Annotated in this window: 11 protein-coding genes; 7 read left to right on the top strand and 4 right to left on the bottom strand. The window is 71.5% G+C overall.

The features are described from left to right. The first annotated feature begins 261 nt into the window (after positions 1–261). Positions 262–1,557, top strand: coding sequence for an alpha/beta hydrolase family protein (locus ACZ41I_RS10240; protein WP_468513779.1), 1,296 nt, complete (start codon positions 262–264; stop codon positions 1,555–1,557). 43 nt (positions 1,558–1,600) lie between these two features. Here ACZ41I_RS10240 and ACZ41I_RS10245 read toward each other — a convergent pair whose 3' ends face one another. After that, entirely contained in the window at positions 1,601–1,900 is a 300-nt protein-coding gene (locus ACZ41I_RS10245) for a hypothetical protein (protein WP_399769603.1), read from the bottom strand. A 497-nt stretch (positions 1,901–2,397) separates the two neighbouring features. Here ACZ41I_RS10245 and ACZ41I_RS10250 point away from each other — a divergent pair, with 497 nt between their 5' ends. Both ACZ41I_RS10250 and ACZ41I_RS10255 read left to right on the top strand, forming a co-directional pair. After that, on the top strand, positions 2,398–3,390 hold the full coding sequence (locus tag ACZ41I_RS10250; protein ID WP_468513780.1) for a trypsin-like serine peptidase: 993 nt from the start codon (positions 2,398–2,400) through the stop codon (positions 3,388–3,390). Between the two features lie 150 nt (positions 3,391–3,540). Next, positions 3,541–5,187 carry an APC family permease gene (locus ACZ41I_RS10255; protein ID WP_399769607.1) on the top strand — a complete coding sequence of 549 codons (1,647 nt, stop codon included), beginning with the start codon at positions 3,541–3,543 and terminating at the stop codon, positions 5,185–5,187. 9 nt (positions 5,188–5,196) lie between these two features. Here the strand turns inward: ACZ41I_RS10255 and ACZ41I_RS10260 are convergent, their stop codons facing one another. Both ACZ41I_RS10260 and ACZ41I_RS10265 read right to left on the bottom strand, forming a co-directional pair. Then, positions 5,197–5,748, bottom strand: coding sequence for a DUF1707 SHOCT-like domain-containing protein (locus ACZ41I_RS10260; protein WP_468513781.1), 552 nt, complete (start codon positions 5,746–5,748; stop codon positions 5,197–5,199). A 107-nt stretch (positions 5,749–5,855) separates the two neighbouring features. Next, entirely contained in the window at positions 5,856–7,049 is a 1,194-nt protein-coding gene (locus ACZ41I_RS10265) for a cytochrome P450 (protein ID WP_468513782.1), read from the bottom strand. Between the two features lie 207 nt (positions 7,050–7,256). On the opposite strand from ACZ41I_RS10265, the gene ACZ41I_RS10270 reads away from it, so the two are divergent. From ACZ41I_RS10270 to ACZ41I_RS10285, 4 genes are all read left to right on the top strand, one after another. After that, positions 7,257–7,976 (top strand): response regulator transcription factor, encoded by a 720-nt coding sequence (locus ACZ41I_RS10270; protein ID WP_468513783.1) that lies wholly within the window; start codon positions 7,257–7,259, stop codon positions 7,974–7,976. Then, positions 7,973–9,385, top strand: coding sequence for a HAMP domain-containing sensor histidine kinase (locus ACZ41I_RS10275; protein ID WP_399769613.1), 1,413 nt, complete (start codon positions 7,973–7,975; stop codon positions 9,383–9,385). The genes ACZ41I_RS10270 and ACZ41I_RS10275 overlap by 4 nt, the downstream gene beginning before the upstream one ends. Before the next feature lie 205 nt (positions 9,386–9,590). Further along, positions 9,591–12,473 carry a lectin gene (locus ACZ41I_RS10280; protein ID WP_468513784.1) on the top strand — a complete coding sequence of 961 codons (2,883 nt, stop codon included), beginning with the start codon at positions 9,591–9,593 and terminating at the stop codon, positions 12,471–12,473. A 125-nt stretch (positions 12,474–12,598) separates the two neighbouring features. After that, the gene (locus tag ACZ41I_RS10285) at positions 12,599–13,729 is read left to right on the top strand and encodes a PP2C family protein-serine/threonine phosphatase (RefSeq protein ID WP_468513875.1); all 1,131 of its coding nucleotides are present in this window, start codon (positions 12,599–12,601) and stop codon (positions 13,727–13,729) included. Positions 13,730–13,741: 12 nt separating this feature from the next. Here the strand turns inward: ACZ41I_RS10285 and ACZ41I_RS10290 are convergent, their stop codons facing one another. Continuing rightward, on the bottom strand, positions 13,742–14,557 hold the full coding sequence (locus ACZ41I_RS10290) for a maleylpyruvate isomerase family mycothiol-dependent enzyme (RefSeq protein WP_363218808.1): 816 nt from the start codon (positions 14,555–14,557) through the stop codon (positions 13,742–13,744). Positions 14,558–14,580 lie beyond the last annotated feature (23 nt).

Raw genomic sequence — 14,580 nt, forward strand, 5'->3', positions numbered from 1 at the left:
CCATTTCGGCAGGGGCCACCAAGTCCCGGAGGGGCCGCGACTCCCGGCACGGGCAACCAAGTCCCAGCAGGAGCCGCCGACTCCCGGCAGGGGCAACCGAGCCCCAGAAGAAGCCGCCGGCTCCCGGCAGCAGCCACCGGCTCCGGGCACGGGCAACCGGCTCCTGGGACGGGCGATCGGATCCCCTACGGATACCCTGAGGGACAAGATCGGGGGCTTCCCCGGATGTGGGGAGAGCCGACGAGTCGTCAGGCTTGGTCCATGACGACTCCTCTTCCACGGCCGCCCGACCGCCGCGGCGGCACCCGGCGCCGAGCACGAGCGCTCGCCGCGTGCGCCGCCGCCGCGCTGTGCACGCTGACCGCCGCTCTCCCCGCCGCCGCGGCCACCCGCGCGGCCCCCACCGTCCCGACCACCTCGTCGTCCTCCCGTCCGCTCGCCCTTCCCGCCCCGACCGGTCCCTACCGGGTCGGGGAGGTGGACCTGCATGTGGTGGACCACTCCCGGGCGGACCCGTGGCGGTCCGGGAAGAGCCGGCGGGAGTTGATGGTCAGTGTGTACTACCCCGCGACCGACACGGCAGGCCGGCCGGCGGCCCCGTACATGCTGCCCGCGGCGGCCACCCACTTCGACGAGGTCACGGCGAACGGCTACCTCGGGTTGCACATCCCGGCCGGGCGGGCGGACTGGGCGCGCACCGTCACCCACGTGACCCGCAACGCTCCTGCGGCCGCCGGCCGCGCCGGACGGCTCCCGGTGGTGCTCTATTCCCCGGGACTGGGTGAACCGCGCACCTGGGGCACGACGTCGGCGGCCGATCTGGCCAGCCGCGGCTATGCGGTCGTCGCCATCGACAACACCTACGAGTCGCCCGAGGTCCAGTTCCCGGACGGCTCCCTGGCCACCCTGTCACCGCCCTCGGACGGTGTGGACACCTTTCTGCGCAAGGCGCTGGCCGTCCGGGTCGCCGACACCGGCTTCGTCCTGGACCAGCTCAACGAGCTCAACAGCGGCCGGAACCCCGACGCGGACGGACAGCCGCTGCCGGACGGCCTGGCAGGGGCGCTGGATCTGACCGAGGTCGGTATGTTCGGCCACTCGATGGGCGGTACGGCTGCCGCGCTGGCGATGGACGCGGACCACCGGATCACCGCGGGTATCGACATGGACGGCAATCTGACCAACTACGACGGCTCGCTGATGCCCGTCGCCCGGCACGGCCTCGACCGGCCCTTCCTGCTGATGGGCAAGGACGGCGACACCGACACCGGACCCGGCTGGCAGGCGTTCCGCGCCCACACCCCGGGGTGGAACCGTCAGCTGACCCTGCTCGGCTCGGAGCACGCCACGTTCACCGACGCGGAGGCGCTCGTGCCACAGCTGCATCTGTCGCCCTGCGAGCGGACCGACGACATCGGCACGATCGACCCGGCCACCGCGATACGGACCAACGAGGCCTATGTGTCCGCCTACTTCGACCACTGGCTGCGCGGCCGCAGCGGACGGCTGCTGGAGCGACCGTCACCGAAGTACCCGGACATGGTCTTCGTGAAGTGATCGCGGCGCCGTGCCATGGAGGCGGGAGAGAGCGGTACGGGAACTAACAGGAGGAGGACGCGAAGCGCGCCAGCTGGTCCTTGATCCACGGGTCGTACACTGCCAGACGATGCCGAGCGCCAGGGACGGACCACGCCACCTGGCCGGCGACCCAGGGATCGATCCGCTGCCCGGGCCCGCTTCGGCAGGGCGTGCGCCGGTCGGCGTGCACCGCCGCGGTGCCGGCGGCGTGTCCCGCCGGTCCCGGGGTGGCCGCCGCGGAGCCGCCGGTGGCGAGGAGAGCACCTGCGACCACCGTGGTGACGGCACCGGCCGCGCCTGCTTTCCGTATCAGCCTCTTCATTGGCCTTCTCCTTCCGGTAGGGCCCCTGACCGTGCGTGTGCGGTCCATGGCTGACGGTCCCGTCCCGCCCGTAGTGGGGGACCGGGGAACCGCGTCCCATGGCCGGTGGGGGCGTCTACCCAGAAGGACACGCCCCACTCGTGCACGGCCACGCGGTACACGGCCCGGAGGACGGCCGCGGTGCCCGCGGCGCAACCCCGCCGGAACGTGATCACCATTCCCCGTCTGCCGGTCGTCGAGCTCGCGCCGCGGACGATGATCCCGGGCATCGCCGACAAGCTCGCCCTCGACCCGGCGCGCCCGCATCGACCCGGCGCGCCCGCCACCCCCGACCGCCGCGGCACTTACGCCCACACGGTCCGCGACCTGCCCGGGACGGCCGTATGGCCCGCGGTGCCGGTATGCCGCCGTTCGCGAATGGCGGCAGCGAGCACTGTGCTGCCCGCTGCCGCGGGCTTATGGTGGGCCGTCAATTGCGTCCGCTCCGAGGGGAACTGATGAGACCCGGGACCAGGATCGTGCGATACGCCGCCGTCTGTGCGGCAGCCCTGCTGCTCTGTACCGGCCTCACCACCACGGCATCGGCCGACGGCGCCACCGCCGCCCGGAACCCGCTCGCCGACCGGCTCGACGCCTACTGGACCCGGGCGCGCATGGCGGCAGCGCTGCCGGCCGACACCGTCAAGGGGAGCAGGCCGGGTGCGCCGGCCGCCGGGGCGTCCCCCGCGGTGGACGGGCCCCGGCCGGGCGAGTACATCCCGCCGAGCCGGAGCTTCGACGGCATCCCCCAGGCCGGCACCTTCTTCTGGACGGACGCCGGCGGCACCGGGCGCACCTGCAGCGGATCCGTCGTCCACAGCCCCGGCCACGACCTGGTGCTGAGCGCCGGCCACTGTCTGAAGGGCTATGCCGGCACCTCGCCCGCGCGTCACCTGGCCTTCGTCCCGCAGTACCACGACGCCCGCAAACCCTTCGGGATCTTCCCGGTGCGCACCGACGGCGTCTACGTTCCCCAGCAGTACTACGACCTGGGCGAACACGCCGGAGCCGGGTACGACTTCGCCTTCGCTGCCACCGAGCCCAACCAGGACGGCACACGCCTCGAGGACGCGGTCGGCGCAGTGCGGCTGCTCACCGGGACGGGCTACTACCACGCCCCGGTCCGGATGATCGGCTACCCCGCGGGGGCGGAGCAGCCGCTGGAGTGCTGGAGCTGGACCACCAGGTGGGACAGCGACGACCCGGCCGACCCCGGCACGTTCCCGCGCATCGCCTGCGACGCCTTCGTGGGCGGCACCAGCGGCGGTCCGATGCTCGTACCGTGGCCCGGCGGTTGGGCGGTCATCGGTGTGATCGGCGGCTATCACACCGGCGGCAACACCCCGCAGATCTCCTACAGCGCCTACTTCGGCGCCGCCACGGCGGACCTGTACGCGGCAGCGGTCACCGGAGCGCCACCGGCGGGCCCCCGCCTCACCGCCGGCTCATAGGGCGATCCCACACGCCGGGCAGTCGTGTCTGCGCGTGCGGGGAAGTCGTCCCGCGCCTGTCCGGGAAGTCGTGCCTGCACGTCCACTGCCAAGGCAACGTCACCGTGGCACGATAGGGGTGAACATCACCCTATCGAGGGGGTGTGGACCATGGCCGTGTCAGAGGCCTCACCCGGTCCGAAAACCCACAAGCCCGGGCTCCGGCGTGAGATCGGCTTCGTCGGACTCATCTGGGCCTCGGAGGGTTCGATCATCGGGTCCGGGTGGCTCTTCGGCGCACAAGGCGCGCTGGCGGCCGCGGGTCCGGCGGCGATCATCTCCTGGGCCATCGGCGGCCTGGCGATCCTCATCCTGGCGCTGGTGCACGCGGAACTCGGCGGTATGTATCCCGTCTCGGGCGGCACCGCCCGCTTCCCGCACTACGCCTTCGGCGGCGCGGCCGGCGCGTCGTTCGGCTGGTTCTCCTGGCTGCAGGCGGCCACCGTGGCGCCCATCGAGGTGCTGGCGATGATCACGTACGGCCAGCACTACTCCTGGGCGAGCGGCTGGGAGAAGGTCCAGGGCGGCGAGCACGTCCTGACTCCGCCGGGCATCGCCGTCGCGGTCGGGCTGATGGCGGTCATCACTGCCATCAACTTCCTCAGCATCCGGCTGCTGGCCCGCACCAACAGCGCGGCGACCTGGTGGAAGGTCGGCGTTCCGCTGCTGACGATCTTCGTGTTCGCCATCGCCCAGTTCCGCACCGGCAACTTCACCGCCGCGAACGGATTCGACCCGTACGGCGCCAAGGGCATCCTGTCCGCCGTCTCCACCAGCGGCATCATCTTCGCTCTGCTGGGCTTCGAGCAGGCCGACCAGCTGGCCGGTGAGAGCGCCAACCCCAAGCGGGACATCCCGCGAGCGGTCATCGGCTCGATCATCCTGGGCATTCTGATCTACATCCTTCTGCAGGTGACCTTCCTCGCCGCACTGCCCGCCGCGCAGATCGGCAGCCACTGGGCCGACTCGGCCTTCACCGCGCTGAGCGGGCCCTTCGCCCAAGTGGCCACGCTGATCAGCCTGGGCTGGCTGGCCACGGTCCTCTATCTCGACGCCGTGGTCTCCCCCGCCGGCACCGGTCTGATCTACATCACCGGCTCCTCCCGGGTTTCCTACGGCCTCAGCCGCAACGGCTATGTGCCCTCCGTCTTCGAGACCACCAACCGGCGCGGTGTTCCCTGGGTCGGCCTCATCACCGCGTTCGTGATCGGCTGCATCTGCTTCCTGCCGTTCCCCAGCTGGCGTTCCCTGGTCGGCCTGATCACCAGCGCCAGCGTGCTGATGTACGCGGGCGCGCCGCTGTCCTTCGGGGTGTTCCGCAACCGGTTGCCCGAGGCACACCGTCCCTACCGGCTGCCCGGCGGCGCCTGGATGTCGCCGCTCGCGTTCATCGTCGCCAACCTGCTGATCCTGTGGTCGGGTTGGACCACCGACTGGAAGCTCGGCGTCGCCATCCTGCTCGGTTACGTCATCCTGGTCGCCAACCGGGTGTTCAAGATGAACCCCATCACTCCCCAGCTCGACCTGCGGGCCGCGCAATGGCTGCCGGTCTACCTCGTGGGCATGGGGCTCATCGTCTACCTCAGCGACTTCGGGCCGCTCAGGCACCCCTGGTTCCCGCTGTGGTGGGACATCGGGGTCGTGGCCGCGTTCAGCGTCGTCATCTACTACTGGGCCATGGCGGTCGCCCTGCCCACCGAACGCATCCAGCGACTGATCGACCAGGTCGTCGTCCCGGAGGAGGAGGACATCCTCTGAGCCGCGGCCTCAATGTCGCGCGTGGCGGATCTTCAACCGCCCGTACTCCATGGTTCCGTAGATCCGGATCCTCGTCCCGCCGGGGCGGGGATGCCGCCGGGCCCTGTAGCGAGGGACCTTCCACACGGTACGCAGCTCTTCCATCTCGACGATCGCGTCGCGCGGCACGATGATCTCGGCCCTGCCGGTGCCGAGGTGCAACTCGATGTCGACCACCGGATGCTCGATGACCGCGTGGGACAGGTCCAGGTGCACCCTGCCGAATGCGGACTCGACCTTGAGGACCCGAGGCACCCGCCATGCGCCGCGCCGCCGGATCCGTCCGCGTGCGGCGGCGATCGTGGACGTGGTGTCCGCGTGCTTTTCGGGGAGCGGGGCCAACACCGGCACGAGGTCATGGTGCGTCCTGGCGGTGAGGACCTGGTGAAGGCGTTCGTCCATCTCCTCGTACGAGATGCGCCCTTCGGCGTACGCCTCCTGCAGGCGCTGCACGGCCATGTCGCGGTCCTCGTCGCTGATCAACTGCGGCGGGCCTGCCGGCTCCCGGTCGGCGCTGCTCATGATCCTCGCCCCTCCCCCTTCTCGCCCATGGCCCTGACGTGCCGTCACAGCAACCTCACAAGGGTGACAGGCGGCCGTACGCGACGTCACCCGTCACCGTCCCGCGGTCAGACGTCCCAGGTGACCGGGAGGCTCTTCACCCCGTAGATGTCCGCGGTCTCCGGGCGCAGGCCGACCTCTTCGGCCGGTACGGCCAGGCGCAGCGTCGGGAAGCGGTTGAACAGCGCGGGGAACGCGACCCGCATCTCGACGCGGGCCAGCTGCTGGCCGAGGCACTGGTGGATGCCGTGACTGAAGGCCAGGTGCCCGCCCACGTCCTGCCTGCGGAGGTCGAGCACGTGCGGGTCGGCGAAGCGCTCGGGGTCGCGGTTGGCGGTGTTGTACGACAGGACGACCGTCGTCCCGGCCTTGATGGTCTGCCCGCCCAGCTCGACGTCCTCCAGCGCCGTCCTCATGAACGTCTTGGCCACGCTCAGATACCGCAGCAACTCCTCCACGGCCCCGTCGATGAGCGCGGGGTCGGCGCGCAGCGCGGCCAGTTGCTCCGGGTGCTGCAGCAGTGCGAACGTGCCGAGGGACAGCATGTTCGCGGTGGTGTCGAACCCGGCCGCCAGCAGAACGAGGCTGATCCCCTTCAGTTCCTCATCGGTCAGATCGCTGCCGGTGAGTTCGCTGAGCACGTCGTCGGTGGGATTCGCGCGCTTGGCGGCCACCAGCTCCGCGAGGTACTCCTGGGTGGCGGTGTAGGCCGCCATCAGCTCCTCATCGCTTGTCTCCCCGCCCATGAACGTGTCGATCTGCTCCTGGAAGGAGCCCCGGTCCTCATACGGCACCCCCAGCAGCTCGCAGATGATGACGGTGGGGATGGGCTTGGCGAACGCGGTCACCAGGTCCGCCGGCGGACCGGCCTTCTCCATGGCGTCCAGGCAGTCGGCGGTGATCTGCTCGACGCGCTCGGTGAGCAGTCGCATCCGTCGCACCGTGAACTTGCCCGCCAGCGGCCGGCGGTAGCGCCGGTGCTGCGGGTCGTCCATGAGGAGGAACTCGCCGGGCGGCACCGAGGGAACCTCGAAGTCGCCCACGTTCAGGAGTTCCTTGCGCGAGCTGAACCGCGAGTCGGCGAGGACCGACCTCACCAGGTCGTACCCGGTGATCAGCCAGCCGGGCCTTCCGCCGACGTGGGTGAAGCGGCTGATGGGGCCGTACCGACGGGCGTCGATCAGCTCGGCCGGCGGGTCGAAGGGGCAGCCCGGCCGACGCTCCGTGGGCAGCGCCGTGACGGTGTGGACGGATTCGCTCATGACCATTCCCCGTTTCACGATATTACGCGTTTGATGCAGCCCGAAAGCTACGTTGCATTCATAATCTCGTCAATCATGCTAGCGACGTAAGTGCAGGTGAACGGCGGGAAATTGGTGCAATGACGCTGAGCTCAAACGCAATGCCGCGTTGCAATGAAGGAACGGTCTAAGAGGCTGTTAAGAACGCCGTTTGGCAGGCTGGTCCCCATGAACGACGCAGCTCAGGACGTGTCCCCCGCCGGTGCCGCGCGCGTGCTGGTCGTGGATGACGATCCCGAGGTACGCGCCGCCCTGGAGGACGGGCTGGCCCTGGAGGGGTTCACCGTCCGTGGTGCGGCGGACGGACACGCGGGTCTGGCGGCGGTGGCGGACTGGGAACCGGACGCGCTGGTGCTCGACGTGATGATGCCGGTGGTGGACGGGCTCGCCGTGTGCCGGCAGTTGCGGGCGCTGGGCGACCGTACGCCGATCCTGGTGCTGACCGCACTGGACGCGGTCAGCGACCGGGTGGACGGCCTGGAGGCGGGAGCGGACGACTACCTGGTCAAGCCGTTCTCGCTGGACGAGCTGGCGGCCCGGCTGCGCGCCCTGCTGCGCCGCGCCGGCCCCGCCGAGCCGACCCCGTGCGCGCAGCTGCACTTCGCCGATCTGGTCGTGGACCCGCGGACCCGCACGGGGCAGCGGGGCGGGCGGCGGCTGGAGTTCACCCGCACCGAGTGGAGCCTGCTGGATCTGCTGCTGCGCCACCCCGGGCAGGTACTGGAGCGGGGCACGATCATGCGCTGGGTGTGGGGCCGGGACCTCGGGCCCGACTCCAATTCGCTGGCCGTCTACATCGGGTATCTGCGCCGGAAACTGGAGGCCGAGGGCGCCTCGCGGCTCGTGCACACCGTGCACGGCGTCGGCTACCGGCTGGACGAACGGTGACGCGGCCGCGCCGGCCCCGTCGGCACCGTCGCCCTCCGCTGCGCCGCCGGCTCGCCCTGACCGCGTCGGCCGCCGTGGCGGGTGTGGCGCTGGCGGTGTGCGCCGGCGCGTACGCCGTCACCGTCTACACCCTGCACCGGCAGTTCGACCTGCAACTGACGCAGGCGGCCACGCTGGCCGTCCAGCAGCACCGGCAGGAGGGCCCCGGGGTGCAGTCCGGCGAGTGCCGGTACCTGGCCGCCCCCGCCTGTGCCCAACTGGTGCCCGAGGCCTCCGCGCAGGACCCGCACCGGCCCTATCTGCTGCCGGTCACGGACGCGGTGCGCGAGGTCGCCGGCCGCCGTCGGGCGCCGTACTACAGCACGGCGTCGGTGGACGGCCGGCCGGTGCGGGTGCTGACCACGCCGGCCCGTCGAGGGCTGGCCATGCAGGTGGCGCTGCGCTCCGACGGGGTACGGCACGCCGAGCGGCAGGCCGCCGGACTGCTCGCCGTGATCGGCGGGGCGGGTGTGCCGGTCGCGGCCCTGCTGGGCTACTGGGTGTCCCGTTCGGGTCTGGCTCCGGTGACCCGGCTGACGTCGACCGCGGAGCGGATCACGGCCACGCGGGACGCGGGACTCCGTATCGAGCTGCCGCCCGGGCAACGAGACAGCGAGGACGAGATCACCCGGCTCGCCGTCACCTTCAACACCATGCTCGACGCCCTGGAGGAATCGCTCGCCGCGCAACGGCGTCTGGTCGCCGACGCCTCGCACGAACTGCGCACACCGCTGACGGCGTTGCGCGCCAACGCCGAGATCCTGCTGCGCGCCGAGCGGCTGACCCCGGACCGGCGGGAGCGTGCGACGAGCGCCCTCACCCGCCAGTTGCGGGAGGTGACCACGCTGGTCAACGACCTGATCGACCTTGCCCGCGACGAAGAGCCGCAGCAGGCCCTGGAGTTGGTGCACCCGACCGCCCTGCTGGAGCACGCGGTGGCGGCCGCCCGCGACCACTGGCCTCACGTTCCCTTCGTCCTCGACACCGGCACCGCGGCGGCGTCCGCCCTGACGGCCGCAGTGCCGAGCCGGCTGACCCGGCTGTTCTCCAACCTGCTGGACAACGCCGCGAAGTTCTCCCCGCCCGGCGGCCGGGTCGAGGTGGCGGCGCAGCGGTCGGCGGATCCCGACCGGCTGGAGATCGCCGTCCGTGACCACGGTCCCGGCATCGACTCGGCCGACCTCCCTCATGTGTTCGACCGCTTCTACCGGGCCCGCGCCGCTCGTGCCCTTCCCGGCTCGGGCCTCGGGCTGGCCATGGCCCGTCAGATCGCCCACACCCACCGCGCCGAACTCACCGCCCACCAGGCCCCGGGAGGCGGCGCCCTGTTCCGGCTGAGCCTGCCCGTGGACTCGCGCTCGCCCCACTGAACCGTCAGCCCGGCGGGACTTCCGGGCCGCCGGGCCAGCGCCGTCCCCGATCTGCAACCGGCCGGACACCCTTGGCCAGGACCAAGCCGTCCCCGTGATGTGACGTCACGTCAGACCAACGGCTGGTTCTGCACCGCATGGCCTTGACAGCAGGAGCCACAGGGACCACTTTGCGGGACAACGTTGTCGAAGGGACATGGTCACGATGGTGCCGTTCCGCCTCCTGCCCGTGCTCACCGCCGGCGCCTTGATCGCCGGTGCCGCCTACGCCCCCGCACAAGCCCACCCCTCCTCCCTCGCGCCGGTCTCCGACCCGGCCTCCCTCGTGAACCCCTTCATCGGGACCACACACGCCGCAGACGACTTCCCGGGGGCCGACACCCCGTTCGGGATGGTCCAGTGGAGCCCCGACACCAGCCCGCACCGCCCGGACGGCGGCGGCTACGAGTACGCCGACTCCGCCATCACCGGATTCGGCCTGACCCATATCGCGGGACCGGGCTGCCGGGCCGCCGGTGACATCCCGGTGCTGCCGACCGTCGGCACGGTGGACACGGGCGCCACGGTCGGCTTCTCGCACGCCGCCGAGTCCGCCACACCCGGTTCGTACACGGTCTCCCTGGACAACGGCGTCACGACGGAACTGACCGCCACCACCCGCAGCGGAATGGCCCGGTTCACCTTCCCGGCCACCACGCGGGCGAACCTCCTGTTCAAACTGACGGGCAGCGAGAACGGCGACACCGCCGCGCAGTTCGACGTGGTCAACGACAGAGAGGTGCGGGGGAAGGTCACCAGCGGCAACTTCTGCGGTGAGGGCAATTCCTACACCGTCTACTACGACATGGTCTTCGACCAGCCGTTCCGCCACAGCGGCACCACGCTGGCCGCCGCCACGCCCACCACCCCCACGACCATTGCCTCCCCCAGCGCACCCGAGGCGCCCAACAAGCCGGTGCTGCACGGCCCCGTGGGCCGTACGCCGCACACCTTCGCGCCCGGGGCGAGCGGCTCCGACGGCTATGTCACGTTCGACACCACCACCCACCGGGTGGTTCAGGCCAAGGTCGGCATCTCGTACGTGTCGGCCGCAGGCGCGGCGGGCAACCGCCGGGCGGAGAACCCGGGCTGGGACCTGGCCAAGGTCCGCGGCGCGGCGCACAGCGCCTGGAAGTCCCTCCTCGGCCGGGTGCGGATCGCCGGCGGGACACCCGCTCAGCAGACCGTCTTCTACACGGCGCTGTACCACGCGCTGCTGCATCCGAACGTGATCAGTGACACCAACCGCCGCTATCCCGGCTTCGACGGCAGGATCCACACCGTCGACCCGGGCCATGGCGCCGCCTACGCCAACTACTCGGGCTGGGACGTCTACCGCTCGCAGGCCCAGCTGGAGGCGCTCGTCGCGCCCCGGATCGCCTCCGACACCGCCCAGTCGATGGTCGATGACTACCGTCAGACCGGCCTGTTCCCCAAGTGGTCGGAGAACAACGGCGAGACCCACGTCATGGTGGGCGATCCGGCGGACGAGATCATCGCCGACTACTACGCCTTCGGGGCCCGCGGCTTCGACACGGCCACCGCCCTCAAGGGCATGATCGCGGAGGCAACCGTCCCCAACGACAACCGGCCCGGCCTCACCTATCTGGAGCAGTTGGGCTGGCTGCCCAGCAACGGCAAGTACGGCTGCTGCAACTTCTACGGCGCGGCCGCCACCACCCTCGAGTACAACTCTGCGGACTTCGCCGTCTCGGCCCTCGCCGGCGCCCTCGGCCACACCGCCGATCAGCAGCGGTTCGCGGACCGGGCGCAGGACTGGCAGAACCTGTTCCACCACGGCAGCGGTTTCATCCAGCCGCGCGACGCCTCGGGCACATGGACGGCGGGCTTCTCGCCGGCCTCGGGCCGGAACTTCGTCGAGGGCGACTCCTGGCAGTACACACCGATGGTGCCGTTCAACCTGCACGGACTGGCGACCGCCCTGGGCGGTGACGCGGCCATGGCCAGGTACCTGGACACGGACCTGTCCTCGCTGACCGGCGCCGGCGGATACACCGATCTGGGCAATGAGCCGAGCCTGAACATTCCCTGGGAGTACGACTACATCGGCCGCCCCTACCAGACGCAGAAGGTCGTCCGGCAGATCCAGGACCAGATCTGGACCGCCGGCCCGGCCGGACTCGCGGGCAACGACGACCTCGGCGAGATGAGCTCGTGGTACGTGTGGTCCGCCCTCGGCATGTATCCCGAGACCCCCGGCACCGCCGATCTGGCGCTGGGCAGCCCGCTCTTCCCCCAGGCGCTGATCACCCTCCCGTCCGGACACACCCTCACGATCAACGGCAACGGTGCGGCGGACGACGCCCCGTACGTCCAGTCGGCCACGTGGAACGGCACGCCCTGGAACGCGGCACACGCGCCCGACGGCGCCCTGACCGGCGGCGGCACCCTCACCTACGTACTCGGCACCTCGCCCAACACGTCCTGGGCGTCGGACGCCTCGGCCGCCCCGCGCTCCTACCCGGGCGCACCCGCCTACAGCGACGTCGGGACGTCCGGTGACACCGCCGCGGCCTCGGCGAACTTCGACGGCGCGGGCTACAGCTACTCCGCGCACGCTCTGGCCACCGCGGGAATCAGCCCCGGCTCGAAGGTCACGGTCGACGGGGTCGGCTTCACCTGGCCCGACGTGGCGCCCGGCGCAAGGGACAACTACGAGGCGAACGGTCAGACGGTACGGACGCCGGGCTCGGGCAGCATCTCCTTCCTGGGTGCCGCCAACAACGGTCCGGCCTCCGGCACGGCGACCGTCACCTACACGGACGGCACGACCCAGTCGGTCACCGTCGGTCTGTCCGACTGGACGCTGAACGGGGGCGCCGCCTCACCGCTCGCCGACAACACCGTCGCGGTGACCCTGCCGTACCGCAACCACGCGGGCACCGCCTCCGACAGCACACGGACATATGTGTTCGCCACGGCGCCCGTGGCGCTGAGTCCGGGCAAGACGGTCAGCAGTGTGCGCCTGCCGTCCGATGTCGCCGCCGGGGGTCTGCACATCTTTGCGATCGGCTTCGGCAGCGGCTGAGCCTGTGCGGGGGCCGGTGCCGGAACATGCCGTTGAGTGGAGCAATCCCGGGGTACGGGGGCACCGCGCACCAGGCTGGTCGGGTGACGCACCGACGGACCGGCCGGGAGCCGGAGGACGGCTCGATGCCCCGGCCCCGGCTGCCGGCGCCTCCGGCGTGGCTGCGCTGGCTTCCGCTCCTGTACGTCGCGGCCGTCCTGCTGCTGGAGCCCGCCACGCCCGTGGACTGGCCGGTGAGTTTCGTGCTGATCGCCGTGCCCCTGGTGACCGCGTTCGCGCACGGCCCCGTGCTCGTCGGCGCCGCCACGGTGTTCGCCGTGGGCCTCGAAGCGGTACTGGCCGGCACCCCGTGCTGTGCGGGCCGGTCCGTCGGCTATCTGTGGGACCGTCACTATGTCGCGTCCTACATCTGTACGACCCTGGTGGGCGGCCTCGGCGTGATCGTGGCCGCCCACCGGATCCGGCGCGAACGCACCCTGGCCGACGTGCGGTACGTGGCAGAGATCGCGCAGCGCGTCCTGCTGCGGCCCGTGCCGCACCGGATCGGCCACCTCCGGCTGGAGAGCCTCTACCTCTCCGCGGCCGCGGAGGCCCGCATCGGCGGCGACCTGTACGAGGCCGTCCCCACCCGGTTCGGGGTCCGCCTCGTCATCGGCGACGTCCGTGGCAAGGGACTGCTCGCGGTCGAGACCGCCGCCGCTCTGCTCGGGGCGTTCCGCGAGGCGGCGTACGACGAACCGGAGCTGCCCGCTCTGGCCGGCCGCGTGGACACGAGCATGAGCCGCCGGGCGACGCAGCTCGGCGGAACGGAGACGAGCGAACGGTTCGTCACCGCTGTCTTCGCCGAGATCCCCGCCGACGGCCGGCTCGTCCGCATCGTCAACTGCGGCCACCCACCGCCCGTCTCCCTCAGGGCCGGCGAGGTGTGCGAGCTGGAGAGCGGGCGCCCGGCGCCGCCCCTGAACCTCGGCATGCTGGTCGAGGACCCGTTCCGCCTGGAGGTGTATCCCTTCCGGCCCGGCGACCAGCTGCTGCTGTACACGGACGGCGTCACGGAGACACGGGACGCGGCCGGCACCTTCTATCCACTGCTGCAGCGCCTGCGTTCCTGGGGCCCCCTCCCGCCGAGGGAACTGCTCGCACGGCTCCACGACGACCTGCTGGACTACAGCCACAACGGCCTGCAGGACGACACCGCGGCTCTCGCGGTCTGCCTGCATCCCGAGGAGCCGCCGGCCGGGTCACCGGCCGGGTGAGCCCCGCCGGTGTCAGAAGGCCGTGTGGGCGAACCAGTTGTCCAGGACCGCGGTCCGTCCCGAGAGCTGGAAGGCGGCGTCCTGAAACGACCGCCGTCCGTAGAGCAGGAGCAGCAGATCCGCCGCCTGCCCGTGCACCGCCGCCGTGGCCGTCCCGGCCTGTCCCGCCGCGTGGTCTGCACGCGGCAGCAGGCGGAAGCCGTCCGGGTCCAGCCGCACCCGCCACTCCTCGCCCGCTGCCTCGCCGAGGTCCGTGCACCGGAACGCGAGGGTCTCGCCCTCGCCGCGCAGCTTCGTCACGCCGGGGGCGAAGAGACCCGCGTAGGGCAGGTTGACGAGGAACTCGTCCACGCCGTCCGCCGCGAGCACGGGGTCGAGGCCGGAGTCCAGGCCGACGGCACGCTCGGCGTCCACCCGGTGCACCAGGGTCTCGAAGAGCATCCGCCGGGCCCAGAACCGCGCGTGCCGGTCCTCGCCCCAGACCCACATCGGCGCCTCGGGATCGGTGTCCCGCAGGACGGCCGCCACCGCGGGCACCCCCGCGGCCACCCAGCCGGGATACTCCCGCGGGTTCTCCGGCAGCCCCAGCTCCACGTCGCGGCTGCGGGGAGGCTCCTGGACCAGCCGGGTCAGCAGGGTGCAGAACCAGCGCTGCAGCGCTCCGACGTGCTGGGTGAGGTCGGCCAGGGTCCAGTCGGGGCAGGAGGGCACGGCGGTTGCCGGGTCGGCGCCCCCGGCCACCTCGGCGAAGCGGAGGGTCTCGCGGGCGATGGCCTCACGGTAGGTGTCGTACGGCAGAGGATGCTCCGCCCGGCTGGTGGTTGTCATCGGCTGCCGCCGTCCTGTTCTGT

This window comes from Streptomyces sp. NPDC030799 (assembly GCF_055572255.1).